The sequence below is a fragment of the Candidatus Methylospira mobilis genome (assembly GCF_009498235.1).
GTDB classification, from domain to species: domain Bacteria; phylum Pseudomonadota; class Gammaproteobacteria; order Methylococcales; family Methylococcaceae; genus Methylospira; species Methylospira mobilis.
Genome location: NZ_CP044205.1, coordinates 1580279 through 1600233, shown reverse-complemented (window position 1 = coordinate 1600233; position 19955 = coordinate 1580279). Strand labels below are relative to the sequence as shown.

17 protein-coding genes and 2 pseudogenes are annotated in these 19955 nt (G+C 51.4%); 9 read left to right on the top strand and 10 right to left on the bottom strand.

Annotated features, from left to right (window positions below):
• The 3 genes from F6R98_RS07040 (at window position 1) to F6R98_RS07030 (ending at window position 3571) form a co-directional block, all read left to right on the top strand.
• Window positions 1–834 carry a PhnD/SsuA/transferrin family substrate-binding protein gene (locus tag F6R98_RS07040; protein WP_228125146.1) on the top strand — a complete coding sequence of 278 codons (834 nt, stop codon included), beginning with the start codon at window positions 1–3 and terminating at the stop codon, window positions 832–834.
• The gene (locus F6R98_RS07035) at window positions 831–1808 is read left to right on the top strand and encodes an ABC transporter substrate-binding protein (protein ID WP_228125145.1); all 978 of its coding nucleotides are present in this window, start codon (window positions 831–833) and stop codon (window positions 1806–1808) included. Before F6R98_RS07040 ends, F6R98_RS07035 begins: the two co-directional genes overlap by 4 nt.
• Window positions 1809–1888: 80 nt before the next feature.
• Complete coding sequence (locus tag F6R98_RS07030) at window positions 1889–3571, top strand: PP2C family protein-serine/threonine phosphatase (protein ID WP_228125144.1); 1683 nt, start codon at window positions 1889–1891, stop codon at window positions 3569–3571.
• 437 nt (window positions 3572–4008) lie between these two features.
• Here the strand turns inward: F6R98_RS07030 and F6R98_RS07025 are convergent, their stop codons facing one another.
• Together F6R98_RS07025 and F6R98_RS07020 are read right to left on the bottom strand one after the other, a co-directional pair.
• Window positions 4009–5406: an alpha/beta hydrolase family protein gene (locus tag F6R98_RS07025; protein WP_153248387.1), complete on the bottom strand. Its 1398-nt coding sequence runs from the start codon at window positions 5404–5406 to the stop codon at window positions 4009–4011.
• Window positions 5407–5807: 401 nt separating this feature from the next.
• Window positions 5808–6758 (bottom strand): hypothetical protein, encoded by a 951-nt coding sequence (locus F6R98_RS07020; RefSeq protein ID WP_153248386.1) that lies wholly within the window; start codon window positions 6756–6758, stop codon window positions 5808–5810.
• Window positions 6759–7421: 663 nt separating this feature from the next.
• On the opposite strand from F6R98_RS07020, the gene F6R98_RS22440 reads away from it, so the two are divergent.
• Window positions 7422–7793, top strand: a complete 372-nt coding sequence (locus F6R98_RS22440; protein ID WP_153248384.1) for a DUF6444 domain-containing protein — start codon at window positions 7422–7424, stop codon at window positions 7791–7793.
• Here the strand turns inward: F6R98_RS22440 and F6R98_RS21935 are convergent.
• Window positions 7747–8537: pseudogene (locus tag F6R98_RS21935) on the bottom strand (IS3 family transposase); the annotation flags it as partial. The gene F6R98_RS22440 and the pseudogene F6R98_RS21935 overlap by 47 nt on opposite strands.
• Window positions 8538–8764: 227 nt before the next feature.
• On the opposite strand from F6R98_RS21935, the gene cqsA reads away from it, so the two are divergent.
• Complete coding sequence (cqsA, locus tag F6R98_RS07000; RefSeq protein ID WP_153248381.1) at window positions 8765–10060, top strand: alpha-hydroxyketone-type quorum-sensing autoinducer synthase; 1296 nt, start codon at window positions 8765–8767, stop codon at window positions 10058–10060.
• A gap of 32 nt (window positions 10061–10092) precedes the next feature.
• On the opposite strand, the gene F6R98_RS06995 is transcribed toward cqsA, so the two are convergent.
• The 4 genes from F6R98_RS06995 to soxC form a co-directional block, all read right to left on the bottom strand.
• Window positions 10093–11112, bottom strand: a complete 1020-nt coding sequence (locus F6R98_RS06995; RefSeq protein WP_153248380.1) for a response regulator — start codon at window positions 11110–11112, stop codon at window positions 10093–10095.
• Window positions 11109–12191: a sensor histidine kinase gene (locus F6R98_RS06990; RefSeq protein WP_228125143.1), complete on the bottom strand. Its 1083-nt coding sequence runs from the start codon at window positions 12189–12191 to the stop codon at window positions 11109–11111. Before F6R98_RS06990 ends, F6R98_RS06995 begins: the two co-directional genes overlap by 4 nt.
• A 252-nt stretch (window positions 12192–12443) precedes the next feature.
• The gene (locus F6R98_RS06985) at window positions 12444–12983 is read right to left on the bottom strand and encodes a c-type cytochrome (RefSeq protein ID WP_228125142.1); all 540 of its coding nucleotides are present in this window, start codon (window positions 12981–12983) and stop codon (window positions 12444–12446) included.
• Window positions 12955–14232 carry a sulfite dehydrogenase gene (soxC, locus tag F6R98_RS06980; protein ID WP_153248378.1) on the bottom strand — a complete coding sequence of 426 codons (1278 nt, stop codon included), beginning with the start codon at window positions 14230–14232 and terminating at the stop codon, window positions 12955–12957. The genes F6R98_RS06985 and soxC overlap by 29 nt, the downstream gene beginning before the upstream one ends.
• A 116-nt stretch (window positions 14233–14348) precedes the next feature.
• On the opposite strand from soxC, the gene F6R98_RS06975 reads away from it, so the two are divergent.
• Window positions 14349–15053 carry a rhomboid family intramembrane serine protease gene (locus F6R98_RS06975; RefSeq protein WP_153248377.1) on the top strand — a complete coding sequence of 235 codons (705 nt, stop codon included), beginning with the start codon at window positions 14349–14351 and terminating at the stop codon, window positions 15051–15053.
• A 166-nt stretch (window positions 15054–15219) separates the two neighbouring features.
• On the opposite strand, the gene F6R98_RS06970 is transcribed toward F6R98_RS06975, so the two are convergent.
• Window positions 15220–16179, bottom strand: a complete 960-nt coding sequence (locus F6R98_RS06970) for an NAD(P)-dependent alcohol dehydrogenase (RefSeq protein WP_153248376.1) — start codon at window positions 16177–16179, stop codon at window positions 15220–15222.
• A 183-nt stretch (window positions 16180–16362) separates the two neighbouring features.
• Between F6R98_RS06970 and F6R98_RS06965 the strand changes: the two genes are divergently transcribed.
• Both F6R98_RS06965 and F6R98_RS06960 read left to right on the top strand, forming a co-directional pair.
• Window positions 16363–17523, top strand: coding sequence for an aminotransferase (locus F6R98_RS06965; protein WP_153248375.1), 1161 nt, complete (start codon window positions 16363–16365; stop codon window positions 17521–17523).
• Window positions 17517–17675, top strand: coding sequence for a hypothetical protein (locus F6R98_RS06960; protein WP_153248374.1), 159 nt, complete (start codon window positions 17517–17519; stop codon window positions 17673–17675). The genes F6R98_RS06965 and F6R98_RS06960 overlap by 7 nt, the downstream gene beginning before the upstream one ends.
• An 87-nt stretch (window positions 17676–17762) precedes the next feature.
• On the opposite strand, the gene F6R98_RS06955 is transcribed toward F6R98_RS06960, so the two are convergent.
• Window positions 17763–18092 (bottom strand): RNA recognition motif domain-containing protein, encoded by a 330-nt coding sequence (locus tag F6R98_RS06955; protein WP_153248373.1) that lies wholly within the window; start codon window positions 18090–18092, stop codon window positions 17763–17765.
• 732 nt (window positions 18093–18824) lie between these two features.
• Here F6R98_RS06955 and F6R98_RS06950 point away from each other — a divergent pair.
• Window positions 18825–19184 (top strand): annotated as a pseudogene (locus tag F6R98_RS06950) (transposase); the annotation flags it as partial.
• 96 nt (window positions 19185–19280) lie between these two features.
• Here F6R98_RS06950 and F6R98_RS06945 read toward each other — a convergent pair.
• A complete protein-coding gene (locus F6R98_RS06945; RefSeq protein ID WP_153248372.1) occupies window positions 19281–19955 on the bottom strand; it encodes a DUF2959 domain-containing protein in 675 nt (224 codons plus the stop codon).

The following is a 19955-nucleotide window of genomic DNA, read 5'->3' as shown; positions in this document are numbered from 1 at the left end:
ATGTCGAATCACACTGGTCCTGTTTTCCTGCTCCACTGGCGCGCCTGGCTGTCGGCGATGCTGCTCACCGTGCCGCCGGCTGCGATTTCTGCAGATGCACTGTATTTTTTCAACCCGGAAAGCAACATCGACAGCTACGCGACGCTGAAAACCGAATTCGACACTTATCTTGCCCCGCTCGGAGCCTACGTATTCCAACCTTTCAACGTGCGGGCAACTTTCGAGCAGGCACTGACGGAAAAATCACGCGGCGTCTACATGCTGTCCAGCGGACACTATCGCGAAGTGAAGACCCGCAATGAGCTGGACGCGGTTCTGGTAGGCACCTCCAAGGGAGAATTCCTGCAGCGCAAGATACTCTCCGCCAGGGATGCCGCGGATGTCTCCGCGCTGAAAGGAGCTACCATAGCAGGAACCGGCAGCGAGGATTACCTGAAAACCTTTTTGCGGCAAATGCTGGGACCTGAACACAAAACCCTAGTCGAAAGCTTCAAGCTGCTCAGCGTACCCAAGGACATCGACGCGCTCATGGCGGTGAGTTTCGGCATGGCCAGTGCCGCCATATCTTCGGAGAGCAGTCTGCAAAAACTGGCCGTGATCAACCCCAAGCAGCATAGCCAGCTCAAATCGCTCGCGCAAAGCGAAAAACTGTTTTTACTGATCGCGGCAATTCCTCGCTCGTTCAGGCAGGACGGCGCTCCGCTGGTCAAGATACTCGAAGACATGGGCCAGCAGCCGGTGGGAGTAAAGAACCTGAAACTGCTCGGACTCGACGGCTGGAAACGCGTCGAATCGCTGGAAGCCCTTTACTCAAACCAATTACTCGCGCCATGACAGCCCTGCCTGCAATCCACGCCCAGCGCCGGCCCAACAGTCTGCCGCCATGGCTGAGCCTGCTGTTTGCCGCCTTGGCGATTCATGCCGCCGCCTCTTTCGCGCAAGACTCGCCCGGCAAGATAGTGGTGATCAATTCCTCCCGCTCGGTGGAGCGTTACCGGTTGGCGGAGGATGAGTTTCGTAGACAAATGGACGGGCAAACCATCGTCGATGTGAACCTGGAAGAAACGAACATGGACGCGGAAGACTTGCGCGATCTCGTCGATCGAGAGAACCCCGGCCTGATCTACAGCATCGGCTCCGAAGCCTTTCAGCTGGCCGGCGAATATGGCGGGGACAAGCTGCAATTGTTTTCTTCCGTCATCAACTGGCAGCGCTTTCCGCGCCATGCCAATGTCTACGGTATCGCCAACGAACTATCCCTGTCCCAGGAGTTATCGTTGCTGCGTTATCTGCTCCCCAAAGCCACCAGGGTCGGGGTGATTTTCGACCCCAAATTCAACCGCGAACGTGTGGCGGAAGCCCACGCCTATTCGCAGGAGGTGGGGCTTACCCTGGTGGAGCAAGCGGTGGAAAACAGCACCCGCGAGGAAGTGGAAGATGCGGTGGATGAACTCCTGCCGCAGATCGACGTGCTTTGGCTGATCTCCGACCCCGGCATACTGATCGATCGCGACCGGGTCGAAGGAATTTTTCAGGCCGCGGACGGAGCCGGCAAGCCGGTCTACGCGTATAGCGATGTGTTCATTCGTTTCGGGGCCAGTCTGGTGGTTGCCGCTGACATCCCCACTATCGGCCGGCAGGCTGCCACCCTGGCACAGTCCCTCCTCCACCACAAAAAACCGGGCGTGGCTGTACAATCCCCGGTCGGTTCACGCATCACGCTCAACGTTTGCCATCTTGGCAAACTCAAAGTGGGCTACAATGAGGACGCCCTGGACTCGGTAAGCCAACTCATCGAATGTCGATAGAAATCATGTCAGGCTTGTTTAAAAAAAATTCAGCAACCTCATTAAATCCGGACGGAGCGGTCCCGGCCTATTCCATAAGGGTGAAACGAGGCATCCACTGGAAACTGCTTTCCACCATGATGGGGCTATTGGTTGGCGTGGTGTTCACGCTGACCTTTATCGGTCTTGTGCTGCAAAAAAACTCGCTGGAAAGCGAGCTGGACAAACGCGTCGGACTGATGCGGGCCAACCTGCATGAAAGGGGGGCGGCTTTTTCCAGACTCATTGAGGGCGAGGTAGAAAACGACGTCGCGGCGCTCAATTTCTCTCATATACGGGAAGTGCTGATCAACCATACCCTGGAGCTGGATTATACGATATTGACCAATATCGAGGGCGTAGCCTTCATCCATTCCGGCCACCCGGAGCTGGAGCAGGAAAAGCTTCAGGACGAAGCCAGCCGCTACGCGCTGGATCAAACAGCCTTGACCCACAGAGAATACCCTGAACACAACGCCATCGAATTCATTCTTCCGATACATTTCGGCGCCAAACCATGGGGAGTGCTGAGACTGGGATTTTCCACGGAGGCGCTCAAGCAGGAAATCGCCCGCTCGCAAGCAGAGATCGAAGCCACGAGGCGACGCTTCATCATGCTGGCCGGAGGCATTGCCGGTTTTTTCATCATCCTCGGCTCCGGCATCGTATTGCTGATCTCCAATGCGCTTTCCCGCCCGCTGATCCGGCTGACTCAGTCGGTACGCGCCCTGGCGCGCGGCAACTTCGATGACGTAACCCACCTGATGGGAACAGGGACATTCCGTAGCACGGAAAGATCCTCGCCCGCCGATGAAATCGACATTCTTGCCGGTTCCTTCGTGGAAATGGCGGGCGAAATCCAACGCTCCCGCGAACAATTGGAGGAATACAACCGCACCCTTGAGGAAAAGGTCAAGGTTCGCACCGAAGAGCTGGTGGAAGCGTATCGCAAGCAAAAGGAATTGGAAGCGAGCATTCTGCAGGAGTCCCTCAGATTGGCGCGCGACATACAGATGGGCATGATGTCCACCGCCTTCCCGCGCTTCTCCAGAAAGAGTCCGGTGGATTTGTACGCCATGATCGATCCCGCCAAGGAGGTCGGCGGGGATTTCTACGACTTCTTTTACCTGAACGAACACACGCTGCTGATCGCCATCGGCGACGTTTCCGGCAAGGGCATGCCGGCAGCCCTGTTCATGGTCATGGTCAAGACCATGATTCGGGCCGTCGCGGCAGGGTACGACTCGCCCCGTGAAATTTTGCGGGCCGTGAATCCCGAACTTTGCCGGGACAACGATATGGGCATGTTCGTTACCCTGTTTCTGGCAACATTGAATGTGGAAACCGGGCGGCTGGCCTACAGCTATGGGGGACACAATCGGCCGGTTCTTTTGCAAAATAACGGACGCGCGGAAATGGTGGAAGGAGAAACAGGCATGGCCTTAGGCATACTTGACGATATCGAGTTTACCCAGCAGGAGCTGACCCTGAACCCAGGCGACGGAGTGATGCTGTACACCGACGGAGTGACCGAGGCGATGAATATCGACGACCGGCTGTTCAGCGACCGGCGTTTGCTGGAATTGCTGCAGGACAAGACAGGCAGGAATGCCGACGAACTGGTGGAGGAAGTAATCACCGCAGTACGCGCCCATGTCGGCGAAGCCGAACAATCCGACGATATCACCATCATGGCCGTGCGCAGAGCGTTTTCCGATGTCGATGAAGGCAAAAGCGGCGCGTAGTCTGCTTCCAGATAGAAAAGAACATTGAGATCGCCGGATAAGCGCCGTCAACTCGCTATCCGACTTTTAACGAGAAGTCACAACGTTGTAGCCATGCATAGTAGAGGGTGTCCATTATTTTAGGTGATTAGCACCGAAATTCACGAAAGTATGGATTCGACCAATGGAAGCCTTGGAATTATAAGGACAAGCTAATTTCCGTCCTGCACCAGTAATCAATGGCTTGTGAACATAGTGCTAATCATCTTATTTTATGGTCCCTTGCGGAGCGCAAGGGACGCCGTCATTTAACATATCACCCTTTATTCGAACCACATGATGTTAATTGCCACTGCATCCATCAAACTTGTTTCGATTGGCGACACAAGCTGTCCATCGTTGAAAAAACCTCAATACGGCACCCATTTTGCCAATGGATGTCCGTTCAAAGTGCTGTATTAATTGCCAGGACGATTTACCGTATCTTTTTCCGGACTAAGTACGAAATGCCGAAGTTGCCCACGAAAAGTGCCGCTCTTGGCTAGCCAAGCGTTTGCATTGCTCATCAGCCAATCATGCGCGGTCGAGTCATGCCTAATATTGGACTCGAAAAATGCTATTGAAATAGCACGTATTGCTGCGGTCAGCTCAACGTTCGATACAGGCTGCCTCATACCTCTATCGCTAGGCGGCACGCGACCAAACGTCTTAAAATTAGAGGCATTTCCCAAACCAGGTTTTGCATTGCCTGCAGAATCGCCCAGTGGCCCTGAAGACGGGGTGCCGCCTGAAGGCGGCCCTCCATCTGAAGGAGGACCTCCACCTGAAGGAGGACCTCCATCTGAAGGAGGACCTCCACCTGAAGGAGGACCTCCACCCGAAATGGAAGGAGGTAACTCGCGTCGTTTCGCTTTGCCTTCCGCGAAAATTTCTTCTTCCATTTGTGCGTCACTGTTATCCTGATTGAGCTGATTCCCGGCCAGCAAGTCATGGACGTCGGCATTCAACTCCAACCAAAACTGGTTGTCGGCAGACTCAAACTGGCTAAATCCGTTCTGACGCGGTTGCTGGCTTATAGAGGATTGCTTCGTATCGCCGCTTGCTGTCACCATTAACAAAGGAAAATCGGGATAAGAAAGCCGACGGTCCGGCCAGCCTTTCGCCGGATTAAATGGAGGGCTTACCAACAGACAGGCTTCAAGCTTAAACCCTGCGGGCAGCAGAGCGAATTTATGCTCTGTACTTTCCTCCGTTAAACCGGCAATCATCTGAAGAACTGGCTCGAATGCAACTAGTCCAGTATGCGCAATGTCGGCATTTTTGAATGGGGAGTTTTCCGTCTGTCGGAGCCGATTGAATTCGGCAATCGCCAAATTTAATTGCACAAATCTGTCGTGTAACGAAGCCTTATCTATTTTTTGACCAACAATGGCGTGGTTATCTGACTTAGGTGCATTTGATTGCCGCGACAAGGCGCCCAAATTTCGCGGCTGCAGCGACAGCACTGCATATCCCCTCTTGGCCCAAGCAGCGCGCCATAGGCTTCCTCCATTGGCATTTTCTCCCGGTCCGGGAAAATATAACAGGAGCGGAAAAAAACCTGTCTCTGCCGGTGAAATATAAACAATATCAACTTCATCGCCGTTTATTTTCCAGGTTTCTTCCACTGATCTTAACGTGTAGGTATTTTTCTTGACATAACCGCCTTTATACATCCATTTCATGACCTGTATTTCAAAATTATCCGTATTTTTAGGTGAACGGTTTTCCGGTATTGTGCGTGGATGGTTTTCAGAGCATGCAGTGATGGCGTAAAACAAGTAGCAAGCAAGCAGCAACCGTATAAAATATTTCATAAATAGATTTTTTCTTTTCGCAAAATGGTACGACCAAACGAATTAATGATAAATATCTAAGAAGCCAGCCATTTTACGGATTTCTATAATATTCATTGATAATAAATACAATGCAGGCTTATACAAGCGTCCCGGTTTTCACGCATCATCTCTGCCCAGATCTGTCAAAAGGCGGGCTATAAATTATTTCTGGTTATCCCTTACATCGCAGCTTTCTGGCGGAGCAATATTCATGGCACAAACGGAAAAACCAGGCGACAATGGGAAATAATGCATTAAATTTCCGTTGAGTCGCAACTTTCAGCCAACGATGAAACCGATTAGAGCGATCTAAGCATCGGAAAGAAATGACTGCTTTGCCTTAAGCGGCCAGCGCCCCTTCTTTGCTTCCTGCTATATAATCAGGCTCTACCCGATCTTCCCTTGCTCCAGGGGCTCCGATATGAGCCGGCTAAAGACCGTACCTTGCAGTACGACGGTATCCAGCTTCGCTCAGCCATGTAATCTGGAAACTCATTAAAATCAAAAGACTGGGCGTAATTTACCATTTCATTAATATCAAACAACAAGCCTGCTTCTGGAATATCGTTGAAGAACCATACATGGCAAGGTTTAACCAGAATCTGTGACATCCAGATACCGATAGGTCCGATAAAATTCCTGCGCTGACCAACCCGAGCAATTTTATCGATGGTAATTTCTTCAAGTAGTTCTCTTAAGCGGTCGCGTACTTCCGGTTCATGACTCAGCAGCTCGTCAAATAATAACCGCAAATGGAAATAATAAGTAAGCTCCGTCAGCTCAGCGACAAATACAGGCGTACCCATTAAGAATCCAGGCAGCCGTGTAAACTGACGATAAATAAAATCCTTAACGGGACTCAAAGACTTCCATTCGACCCGATCCAGTCCGCAAGTTCTAAGCATTTCATCAAACAGTCGCCAATGACAAAACTCTTCTGCCAAATGTACGCGACTTATTTTATCTTCGATATTGCGTGAATTCGCCATGTTGGGAACCACATCCCATGCAGCTGTAACCACAACCAACTCATTCCGTGAAAATTTGTAGATACTAGTCAGCATTAACGTCAAACGATCAAGCGAGCGAGGATCATCTTTCATGCTAACATAATTTCGGTAAAATGCTTCATGATCAGCCAGCGGCTTTCTCAAGCTAACGGGGTTGTTTTTAAAATACAACAGTCGATCTCGTTTTTTTTCTAAATCTCTATCTTCTTCGAACAGTTGCCCGGCATGTTGCCGGGTAAATACCCAATAATTCACCAAATTTATTATTTTCTCCTGATATGTTGCGGGAGAAAAAATAGAGCGATATTTTTTTGTTCTCATATTGGTTCAATAATTTATTGTTGTTATTCAATATTTACTGAAAAAAATATCACGCAACCCAGCTGAACATTGGCTATTAGCATAACAGGAGGTTTTTCCAATAAACTTTGCAACCAGCACTTAAAGGTCCTCTGAATTAATGTATTTTATGCCACCAATGAGCCAATGCTGGACATAATATATTTCCTGGTAACGTTCGCATAGAGCAAATCATTGATGTATGTATTATAAACTCTACGACATACAGGCAGATCCAGTGAACCCCACCTCCTTTTACCTGAATACACTGCACGATGTTGTAGACTCTACAGTAAATATCTAGCACGGTAAACGTACCGGAAGTCGTTGTAATTGATTGGACGCACGTTAGCATTAGCGCTAGTTTTGTCAGAACAGTCCTAAACAAGATTTGCACCAACAGTGGTTTATACCTATAAAAAACTCCGTTTTGGTCCGTGAATAGCAGTAAAATTCATCAGCTCCGGATCGTCAAATTATGCATCACATTAATGTTAATTTCTGTTAATAACAATGTAAGTTTAGGTAAAGCTCGGTATGGACCTCTGACTGACATATACAGACAAACGAATTAACCATGGGTGAGAGCTTAAGTAACCGTTCACCAGATTTGCTGAAACCATCCCGAGGCGGCAAAATAGCAGCATGACAGACAAACTTCCCACCTTTGCAGGGCCACCGCCGTTACCGGATACGCTGGAAGATCCGCATAAGGTCATCGCGGTGCTGTGGGATGAGCTGATAAAACTGATCGCTATCGTGGAAGCCCAGGCGTTACGGATAGCAAAGTTGGAAGAAAAACTGAACGCCGATTCAGGTAACTCATCGAAACCGCCCAGCCAGGATCGCATGAAAGGCGGGACGAGCAAGGAAAAGAGGCAATCATCGGGACGTAAAAAAGGTGCCGCGGCCGGGTCATGTCCACCACACGCGAGAGCTGCTGCCGGAGAGCGGGCTGGATGCCATAGCGTGCTACTACCCCCGGCTTCAGCGACCAGCCGACCACTTCACTGTTGAACCGGTCGAGTACGATTGCCAGATACAGCCAGCCCTCATCCGTCCATGGATAAGTAATGTCGGATGTCCAAGCCAAGTTCGGCCCCGAAGGCGTGAAGTTCCGATTCAGTAAGTTCGCCGCCACCGGCAGGTTGTGTTTGGAGTCCGCCGTTACCTTGTACCGCCGCTTATGGCGTGCGCGAATGCCGTTCTTCTGCATCAGACACTCGTGACCTAGATGCGGGAAATCCACGGCCACGCAGCTCTCGCACCATCCTCGGGCCGCCATAAACTCCCTTGAACTCCGCGTGGATAGCCTGGATCAGCGCCAGCATCCACGCATCGGTCAATCACTTGCGATTCGGTTTGCCGCCATGCTTCCATGAGTGATAGCCACTCACGCCAACATCGAATACCGGCACATCGTATCCAGCCCATAATCCTTGCGTTGCGCATCAATCCAGGCGTACTTCACCGTGTTTCTTTCGCAAAGTACGCCGTCGCTTTTTTTGGAATTTCATTCTCCTGCTTCAGCCGTACGTTCTCGGCACGTAGCCTGGAGAGTTCCATCTGCTCAGTGGTAACTGCCTTGTTGGTACCAACTCCCACAAGCTTCCCGGCTTCGGCGGCCTTGACCCGGTTGCGCAGCATCTGCTCGATCAGTCCCAGGTACCTGGCTACCGCTCCAGCCGATTGGCCCGCCTTAACACGCTTGACCGCCAGTTCCTTGAACTCGGTTGTGTATTCCCGTTTCGATAGCTTCATCTTCTTTCTCCAAAAGTAACGTGAATTTTACGTCACCCTTGGAAGACTATTTTCCGGGGGAAGCTCGTTTTTGCTTGAAATCAAGCATGTGAGAAAACTGCACAATCAGTTTTTTATTGTTACTGTCTGGTAATTATAGAGCCTTACACTATAGTTGGTGCTGCATTTGAAGCTTCAAATGCACGCTAAACATAATGTCTATTTAATCGTGATTATGAGGTTCTGTAATGAAAAACAATGTAACAAGACTGATATTGTCAAAAAACTTTCCCTGCGCCATGGAGCCGGATTTTTTGGAGCGGCGTGTTAATGCATACTATCGTAATCGGGTGCAGAATACTTGGGGTGGCGGGCATATCATGCGTGGAAGGGTTCCGGATAAAAGTGCTTTGCTGCTGAGCAGTAATGATTATTTGTTTTTGGCAAACCACCCAGGTATTGTCAAAGCGACCTCGGAAAGCTTGTTGGAAGAAGGTAATGGATTGCTGATGTCAGGCGTTTTTTTGCATGCGGGCAGTGCTCAAGCAAAGCTGGAAAAAAAATTGGCAGCCTTTATGCACGCTGAAGCAGGAGTTCTTTGTCAGTCAGGATGGTGTGCCAATACCGGGCTGATTCAAACTATCGCTGACGAGAGAACTCCTGTGTATATGGATATGCTTGCGCATATGTCTTTGTGGGAAGGAGTGCGTAGTGCTGGAGCGACTGCCGTAATGTTTTTTCACAATGACCCCGGCTATTTGGAAAAGCAGGTATTAAAACATGGCCCCGGTGTGATTGTAGTCGATTCGATTTACAGCACCAACGGTAGTATTTGTCCGTTGCGAGAGATTGCCGAAATCGCTGGCGAACAAGGATGCATATTGGTCGTGGATGAGTCCCATTCGCTCGGCACTCATGGCGATCAAGGCGAAGGTTTGGTGGCCTCGATGGGTTTGACAGATCGTGTTCATTTCCGCACCGCCAGTTTAGCCAAGGCGTTTGCGGGAAGAGCAGGTTTTCTCGTCTGCTCGGAACGGTTTAGCGAATATTTCAAATGTGAATCGCATCCCGCTATTTTTAGCTCGACTCTGCTGCCTTATGAGGTGGCCGGAATTGACGCAACTCTGGATGTGATACGCAAGGAAGGCTGGCGACGCGATAAGCTGCATGTCAATGCCGCCTACTTGCGTTTGCATTTGGACGCGCTTGGTTACAACCTCAATGATAGCCAATCGCAGATTATTTCCTTGGAGTCCGGTTCCGAACAGCAAACTATCGTATTAAGGGATGCCTTAGAGGCACGAGGCATTTTCGGCTCGGTGTTCTGCGCGCCGGCGACGGCAAAAAACCGGGCGCTGATACGTTTCTCGATACATAGCGGCTTGACGCAATTCGATTTGGACAGGATCGTCCAGGTCTGTGCCGATATCCGGGATGAAGTCGACTTGGCGAATTGGCCCTCATCGCGCCGCAAGCGCAGCACCCCTTCGACTGCACATGAATGTTCTGATTCAATAATGCGGGATTTGGCTGGCGTGGCGTAAACTTGATTAAACCGTTACATGGGCGCTTTGTGCTAAGCGTTCATGTAACGTTGTTGATCAAGATGATCAATAAACTCGTTATACGACAACACAGTATCTGTTTTATATCCAGGCGGATTTTTTACAATGCTGTAGTAATACCATTGCTTTCCTTTAAATTCTGTTGCAGGGTAAAGAAAGTCGCGCCAGTTGTGACAGGAAGGCGTGTAATTGCCTTGTGTTTTCCAAAAATACGGCACCAGCTGGTTGCTTTTTAATGCTGTTAATAATTCATCCGGTGCGCCTTGGTCATAGGCGATCTCGTAGTGGCTGATCAGCGTACTGTCGTCCATAACCAGTAACAAACTTTCAACACCGGCAGAATTCAGCATCAGGATGCCATCCGGATTGCTGCTCAGGTAGAACTCGACTATTCGAAGCTCGCTGCAAATTTTCTGGAATTCTGCGGCAAACAGAGCGTCTTGCAGAAACGAGTGCGATCCTACAGCCAGCGCATCGGCCAGCATGCGTTCGATTCCGTTGAAATAGTCGCGTTGCAGTTCGCGTATGGTTTTATTCAGCACATTGATGACGGCTTTATCCTGCTTCAGGATAAAACGGTCGATAATGCCTTCATTGAAGGCCATTACAGCGATTTTCTCGTCTGCCTTTCCTGTCAATAAAACCTTTTTTATTGCCGTGTCTGGAATACTGCGGCAGAAGTCGATGCCGTTTATATTGGGCATATCATAATCGACAACAACGACAGATACTTGCTCAAAGCGGAATTCATTATACACTTCACGGTGAATTTTATCGAGATTGATCTCTATAACGTGGTGAGACAGCGGAATATCTTCTCCTGCATGGAAGCACGAAAAAAAACGTTCGAGCGGTGTCGTCATATTATTCGCTCCGCGTAAAGCAAGTAACGCAGACTCTGAAGAATCATATAGTTGAAAAGCCAGCTCTGGAGAAAGTTGCAGACTCAGATTGACTAAAAAGTCGGTACTGTCATCTACGAATATGACGGTCGTAGGAAAATAGAAGGGCAGTATTTGATAGTCGCTCATTTTGCCTCCGTAGGGGGGAATGTCAAGGTAAACTCGGTGTAGACACCTAATTCCGATTTACAGGTGATGGCGCCGCCGAATGCTTTCATCACGCTGCGACAAAATGCGAGCCCGATGCCCGCACCGAGACCGCTATCGTTAATTGGTGACCAGGAATAGAAACAATTAAAAATATGCGGCAATACTTCCGCTGGAATACCTGTGCCGGTGTCTCTGAATATTAGCCTGTTGCCATGTTGCGACTTTTGCATCTTGATCCAGATTTCGCCTTTGTTGGCCTTGGCAATATGATACAGCGCGTTTTTCATTAAATTAAATAGAATATGCACCATGAGCATTTCGATGCCGTTAAAACTGAAGTCGGTTTCATGGTCCAATAAAATCAATAGTTTTTCTTTTTCCGATACGAAAGGGTAACGCTGTAGCGCAGTTTTCACGCAGCATGCAATGGAGCAAACGGTAAAATGTTCTGTCTGAAAACCATCCAAGCGGGTGTTTTTTAACAGCATATCGATTATTACATTGGAGTGATCGGCTTCGTTTTCTATGCGTTCCAGTACACCATTCATGGCGTGAAGGTGAGCAAGGCGTATCGGAGTTACAAGAAGCCCATGTTCCTTTGCTGCCTGGTAGGTTTCGAGCAATGCCGGCAGATATCGGCGCAGCCCTATCGCTCCGGTTTTGATGCCAAGCAATGGCGTACGAAGTTCATGTGCAATATTGCTGGCGGTAGCCAGCACAGCACGTAATCGCGCTTGTTCCAGCATTTCCGCGCTGTAGTTTGCGATGCTGCCGAGTATGATCGCAAACAGATAAATAGGGATGCTTTCTAATGTAATAAAATTTACTTGCGCCGAACTGGTCGTCGCATAATAGGCCAACCAAGCTATGCTTACACCAAGCACAAATTGAACCAGCAAGTTAAGCCAATCCAATAGCAGAATCATAATAAACGATGCAATTAACGAGGACAGCAGCCATACCGTATTGCCTTCGTTTTTAAGCAGCATGAAAGTGAAAAAAAACGGCAATGCATAAGTCATGCCGATATACCAATAAATAGATAAATATCTGCGCATGGGTATTGTCCAGTATTTTATGAATAGCAATGGACAGAATAATGCGCTGCCTATCAATCGGAGCGGTAGGTTCTCGTAGGGCTGAGGAAAAATATCGCGCCAAATAAAGTAGTAAAGAGGGAATGCTGTTACAGCAATAAGACTGATAGCAAGAATGCGTGGTTCGAATAAATGTACTCTTTGCTCTATGGATAAATATATTCGGGCTATAAATCGCTGAAAATATGCTCGCATAAATGTTTGTAATGCTCTTTAGCGCTTTGCATCGACACCAACAAAACCATTTCGATTTGGCATGTTGATGGGCGGCAATGTTTTGGCATTAAGCATTACCGAAGGCTCGGCAAGCCGGTTAAGGTACAGTAGATAAGCTGTGACGGCATATAACTCATCGTTGCTCAACGATCCCGGCGCGTCAGCCGGCATTGCACGCCGGATGTAATCGAACAGGGTCGGGGCATACGGCCAGTAGCTGCCTATGGTTTTATCGGGTTCTGCATCTTTCAGGCCGTGTTGCGCGCCCGCCAGTTCGTCGGCACTGCCTCCGCTTCCGTTAACTCCGTGACAACAGGCGCAACGCTGTTCGTATATGACTTTGCCTGTTTGCGGCGTACCGCTGCCGGGAGGCAATCCACGCCCATCTGGGAAAACGCTGAAATTCCAGCTCGCGGCTTCCGCCGTGCCCAGCGGGCTGCCTAGCGCCGGAGTTGCCGCGTTTGCCTGCATAAGGGCTAATAAACACAAAGCCAGAGTTGCGCCCGCTTTACGCAAAGATGTGGTGTATGTATCCATCGGGCTCGACCTGCCAGCTGATAATTGCATTGTAATGAAAATAACCGGCTTGTCCGCGTTCCTGAACAAGGCGCGCGCGCGTCGGTTGCATGTTGCCGTGTTCATCGGTGGCGCGACTCTGCAAGGTTGCCGGTTGTCCCTGCCATTGCCACGGAATGCGAAAGCGTGTGTAAGCTTTGGGCAGCACCGGCGCGCACAGTTCGGCTTCCGCCCAGGTTTTGCCTCCGTCGGCGGAGACGTCGACGCTCGCCACGCGCCCTTGTCCGCTCCAAGCAAGCCCGGACAACGAATAATAGCCCTGTTCCGTCAGACGGTAACCGCCGGCCGGCGCAGTGATGACCGATTTTACGCCCATTGAAAAAGTGAATTGGCGTGCGCTGCCGTCCGGCTGCAGTTCGGTATATTTGGCTGTTTCGTTGCGCGACATGACCGGTCGGTCGCTGGTCTCGAGCCGCCGCAGCCACTTGACCTGGGTAACGCCTTCCCAGCCCGGCAGCACCAGACGCATCGGGTAACCGTTTTCGGGGCGTATCGCTTCGCCGTTTTGATACAAGGCCAGCAAGGCGTCGTCCATGGCCTTGGCGCGCGGAATGCTGATGTTCAGCGCGGCGGCGTCTGCGCCTTCGGCAATAATCCAGTCCGCGTCCGCAGCCGGTTCCGCCTCATGCAGCAGCAGCGACAATGGCACCCCGGTCCATTCGCTGCATGAAACCAGACCGTGAAGACTACCCGGAGTCCCTTGCATCGCCTCCTTGTGCCAGCCGCTGAAGCTGTTGCCGCCGCATTCGATCACGCAGAGATGCGACGTCATCGGATAGCGTTTTAACCGTTCCAGGCTGAAAGAAAGCGGTTTGGCAACTTTGCCGTGTATGATCAAACGATGCAGGGCGGGGTCTATTTTCGGTACGCCGTTGTGATGCCGTTCGAAATGCAGACCGGAAGGCGTCAGCGTTCCCGCCAGCCGTTCCAGCGGCGTCATCGACGCGCCGTTTCCGGCGACGGCGGCGTTGGCGGCGACGTTGCGTAGCAGGCCTTGCTCGAACGGCGACGGCTGTCCATATCCGGAAAACGGCGCGCCGGGGGTCAGCATGGCGGCGGTGCGTTGCAACTCGTCTGCCGGGATATGGTCCGATGCGAGTGCGAACGTACCGAACACCAGTCCCTTTTTCAAAAACAGGCGACGATCCAGCAGCCCGCCGTCCGCTGCCGGAGCAATGACGGCGCCGTCATTGGTGTGGAGTGATTTCATGTGTTCGAATAGGGATGGGTGTAAACACAAGTTTTATTGTATCTGAACCGGAAGACAGTTGTGCTGTCTCATTTCTTATGCTGAAGTCATCGCAGCAAGCTTTCCAGGAGGTTGACGTGATACCGTATAGAGACTCCATACCCTGTTTGCACCGGCCCTGGATTACCTGGTCGCTGATTGTGGTCAATACCTTGATTTTTTTGCTGCTCAGTATGCAATCCGAGGCGGTCGAGCGCGTTGTATTTCAGCTTTACGGTTTGATACCGGCGCGTTACGGCGCTTACTTCGGCTACCCGGAGTGGGCGCAATGGGCGGGGTATTCCGGCACCGATTTTACACCGTTTTTTACCAGTATCTTTTTACATGGCAGTTGGTGGCATGTCATAGGCAATATGTGGCTGCTGTGGATATTCGGCGACAATATCGAAGATCGCATGGGACCGTTGCGTTTTTTATGCTTTTATCTGCTGTGCGGATTGGTGGCGGGACTCTTGCAAGTGATTGCCAATCCGTTTTCCACTATTCCGGCCGTGGGCGCGTCCGGCGCCATTGCCGGCGTGATGGGGGCTTATTTTTTTCTGTACCCATTTGCGCGCGTCGTCATGTGGGTATTTTTCCTGCCGTTGTTTGTTGAGATTCCCGCTATCGCCTTTCTTGGCGCCTGGGTTATTTTTCAGTTGTACAAGGTTACTTCAGGTCTGGGCGCGTATGAACATTATGCCGATGTCGCCTGGTGGGGGCATTTGGGCGGCTTTATCGCCGGCATGCTGATACACCGTTTATTTATTGTCAGAAATGTCGGGAAGCAAACGGAAACGTAGTTATTCAATGCCGCCGAATTTGATGTTGTGTGAGGGGAATCAGGCGGAACTGTCTTTGGTCAGGGAGGCAAAAGATGAGCCTCCCTGGACGGATTCGCCGCCTTCTGCGTGTCTTGACTACCTCATCACCCGAGCCTGATGCCGGTAGCTGAGGTTACATTGAAATTCAGGAATGGTCGGCTTTTATCGCTACAATGATTTTTCCCTGCGCACGGCCTTGTTTGCTTTTTTCCAGCGCGGCGCCGAATTCGCTGAGCGGGTATACTTGATCAATGAGCGTTTTTAATTGCCCTTGATGCGCGAGCCCGGCAAGGTAATCCAGATCTTTGCGGCGCGGTTTGACCATGACCAGCTTGACGCGCTGACGCGACATGAGCAAGGTTCGCACCATGGTATCCAGTATCAGCGCGGGACTAGGCAGGGTGCTTACATACGTGGCTTGACTCTTCAGTGCCGGTTGCCAGTAAGTTAACGCTTTGTTCGCTACCGCATCGAATATCAGATCGAATGCTTCCGCAGGCGGCGTAAAGCCAGGATCTGTATAATCCAACACCTCGTCGGCGCCAAGTTCGCGCACGCGATCGATATTACGGGTGCTGCATACGCCGGTTACATGAGCTTTCAACGCCTTGCCGATTTGTATCGCATAATGTCCCACGCCCCCGGCGGCGCCGATGACCAGCAAACGCTGGTTTGCCTGCAGTTTGCCTTGATCGCGCAACGCCTGCAAGGCGGTCATGCCCGCCAGCGGTATTCCGGCCGCATCCGCGAAGCTTAACCCTTCCGGCATTCGCGACACAAGGTCGCTGTCGACGGCGATGCTTTCAGCCGCTGCGCCGAATCCGTTCATTGGCAACATGCCGAATACCCGCTCTCCGGCTTTATAAGTTTCGACGCCGGATCCCACGGTTTTCACCACCCCGGCAAAATCGAAGCAAGGCGTGGACGGAAAGCGCATCGGTTTAATCCAGCGGAGCCCGCCGCCATACAGTTTCCAGTCGATGGGATTGATTGATATCGCCTCTACTTCAATCAGCAATTGACGCTCGGTGGGGATGGGCGGCTCGCACTCGACCAGACTCGCTTTTTCCGGGCCGCCATAGGCGCTGAATTGAATGGCTTTCATAACTGGTTCTCCTGGTTTTTTAGTGGTTTTTACTACGGCAAGCTGCAATCTATTGGGCTGAAGCAAAGTCCGGGGTTTACGGTAAATATTATAATTCAGGACCTGCTACCCGCTGGATGCCAACCTGTGTATTCTACGGATAGTAACATGCTAAAACTAACTTGATGCTGTAGGGATTGCACAATGAACTCCATTTTCTCCAATCTGGGGACTACCATTTTCGAAACCATGTCCGGGCTGGCGGTCAAGCATGCCGCCATCAATCTTGGACAGGGTTTCCCTGAAGGTCTGGAACCCGCTCCGTTACTGGAATATCTGGCCGCATGCGCGCAAGCCGCTCCGCACCAATATCCGTCGATGATGGGTACCATGGCGTTGCGTCAGGCGGTTGCCCGGCATGAGCATAGCTATTGGGGTTATCAACCCGACCCCGCTACCGAAGTGATGGTTACATCGGGCGCGACCGAGGCGCTGGCCGCCAGTCTGCTCGCCTTGATCGAGCCGGGCGATAAAGTGCTGGTGTTGGAGCCGCTCTATGATTCCTATCTGCCGATAATCAGGCGCGGCGGCGGGGTTCCTGTCTGCGTGCGTCTGGAAGCGCCGTACTGGACATTACCGCGCGAGCCTATTGAGGCGGCATTCCGGCAGGGCGTTAAAGTGTTGATCGTCAACTCGCCGACCAATCCCAGCGGCAAGGTATTCAGCTTCGATGAGCTCCGGTTTCTGGCCGATCTCGCCTGCCGTTATGATGCGACAGTTATCAGCGACGAAGTATATGAACACCTGACCTATGACGAGCAGCGCCATATTCCATTGAGCACGTTGCCCGGCATGGCGGAGCGCACCGTCAAAATCGGTTCTGCCGGTAAAATATTTTCCGTAACCGGGTGGAAAGTGGGCTGGATAGTCGCCGCGCCAAAACTGTTGGGGGTGATTGCGAAGGCGCATCAGTTCTTAACCTTTACCACTCCGCCCATGTTACAGGCCGCTGTGGCATGGGGACTCGATACGCAAGCTGAATACTACACGACGCTGGCTACGATACTGGCCGCGCGACGTGACCGTTTGAGCCTGGGGCTCAGCGGTGCCGGTTTTAGCGTGTTGCCTGCATCGGGCAGCTATTTTCTGACCGCCGATTATCTCGCGTTGACAACGCAGCCGGATGATGTCGCTTTTTGCATGCAACTGGTCGAACGGGTAGGCGTTGCGGCGATTCCGGTCAGTGCGTTTTATGCTGAAAACATACCTACCGGCTCGATTCGCTTCTGTTTCGCCAAAACCGATCAGGCGATAGATGAAGCGGTTATCCGTTTGCAGGCATGGCGGGATGGGGGTAAATGCTGAATGTAACTATTCAGGCTGCCAGGTTTGGGAAAATCACCCAGGAAACGCCGCTTACCCTGCGCATCAAGCGCGTAACTATGTTTTTCTCTGGAGGAATAGCCACTGCAAAAGTAACTCCGCACAGCCATGGTGGCGTTGAGCAGTCGCTGTAAGAAGCCTCAACCTGTCCGATAACGGCCACGTTGAGGCTTACAGCTTAGCGGGGGGCTGAAATTGCTCCATCGCCGGGCGATTGAGGTTTAATAGCGCCGCTCGCCGCCGCCATAGCCGCCACGGCCTTTCCCGCCGAAACCTCCCTTGCCGCCCCCGCCGCCGCCCTCTTCTTTCGGACGGGCCTCATTAACCACAAGGGCTCTCCCTTCTACTTCTTTGCCGTTCAACGCAGTAATAGCCGCTTGCGCTTCCTGGTTGCCGCTCATCTCTACGAAGCCGAATCCCTTGGATCTCCCTGTGTCGCGATCTTTGATCACTTGTGCGGATCGTACGCTACCATAGGCCGCGAACAATTTTTCCAGATCACTGTCGCCTATGCCGTAGCCCAGGTTGCCAATATATAACTTAGTACCCATTCTGAACCTCCTCTCCCTAAACCAATTTATCCCAGCGATAACAATGGTGTGAATCCGATCATCGTAACAAAATATCAACGTAGCTGTTTCAGCGAAACAGCTTTCGGCGGTAAACCTTTACTTCGTTGACTGCAAAACACTGTCACAATAGCACAATATTCAAAGTGTCGTGGCCTAAACTTTGCTGTGTGATGATTGAGGCCGTGTTATCCGCCTGTCTCGAACAAGCCATTGCACATGGCGTAGGGCTTGTGGCTGGTCTCTTTTTTTGGGGGGAGGAGGGTAGCGCGCCAGCAGTGCGGTTTGTTTCGTGCCGGAGGTAAGGGGGGCTTGCTAAAACTTACCCGGCATATTACCCCGGCAATAAGCTTCGCGCTTTTGCATAAGATACTGATTTTATGGCTGAAACGGCTGAGTTAGGACCACCTGTTCCAGCATAATGAACACGGTGTCTGGTTATAAATAATTGATATTAAAGGTGACTTTTCATGCGGACTGAGGTTGCTCTGTATATGTTTGCATATGGGTGAACCGTGTTGGGGCGATAGCGCCCAAAAGTTAATGGCGCTATTTGCCCCGTATACTGCGGTCTGCACGGTCAGAAAATATGCCGTGGGGTGTCGCGTGACCGGATTGGATACCACCGTTGTCGTTCTCAGCGAGGATGATGCAAAAACGGATGCGGGCGCATTGTTCAACTCAACTCAGTTGCTAAGAAGCTGTTCACGATTGCAGAGCGTCAGGAACACGGATAGCGCACGGCATAAAGGCTACGGCGCTGGCAAAAAGGTTTCCGGCATCAAGCGGCATAGTGCCGTGGACACGCAGGGTCTGCCGCATGCGATTGCGGTCAGCACGGCGGAAGTAACCGATCGCCAGGGAGCGCTGGCGGCCTTCGATCGATGTTTCTCGAATCTTCAGCAGGTGCGTAGCGTATTGGTGGATGGCGGTTACAGCGGACAACCGTTTGCCCTGGCGGTCAAAGAGAAGCTTGGGGCGACGGCGCAGGTAGCCAAGCGTAACGAATTGCATACAGTTGCGGTGATACCCCAATGCTGGGTGGTTGAGTGGTCTTTCGCTTGGCTGGAGAAGTGTATTACTAAAAAATTGTGAACAGCTTCTTAGTTTCCACCTGCTGTGTAGCTACGAAAATCGTTGAATAACGAGCCAAAGCCTAAACGGCGCGCCTCACTTCGAAGGCAACGCCTTCTGGCTGGTCATGGTCGACATGAAATCGTCGGCGCGGTTGATGGATTGTTCCATTGCGGTGATCAATCCGGCCACACCGACGCTTAACGTCATCAGCTCGCCCTGCAGCGCGGCGACAGCCTGAGCATTCAGGTTATGCTTCAGAAACAGCACCTGATCATGAAATACGCGCAATACCGGCTCTATTTTGCCCTCGGCCTTGCGCATCGCGGTGATCAGCTGTCCGTAAAGCTGCTGAGTCTGCTTCATTTTCTGACGGCTGGCGTTACGCAACGATCGGTTGCTGTATTGACCGAGCTCATCCTCCCACTCGGCAAACAAGGCCTCGGCAACGTCCTGCACCGCGTCGATCCGATCCTTGACCGCCAGCGCCTTGGCGTAGCTATAATCGAACTCAAGCTTGACCTCGCGGTACACATTTTCCAGTTCGCTTCCTTCGAACTCGGTCAACTCGGTGAATTTTTCCAGCGCATTCTTGAACTGCTCTTTCGCATCGCGCAGACCGTCGCGGGCGTTTCCTACCCTGCCGATTAATATATCGCGCTTATGATGACCCACCGACTCCACCGCGCGAAAATAAAAACGCTGGCACTTGTTGGCGAAAAAGCGCAGCAGCGGCGTTAACAGGGAACTGTCGGAATCTGGTCTAAACAT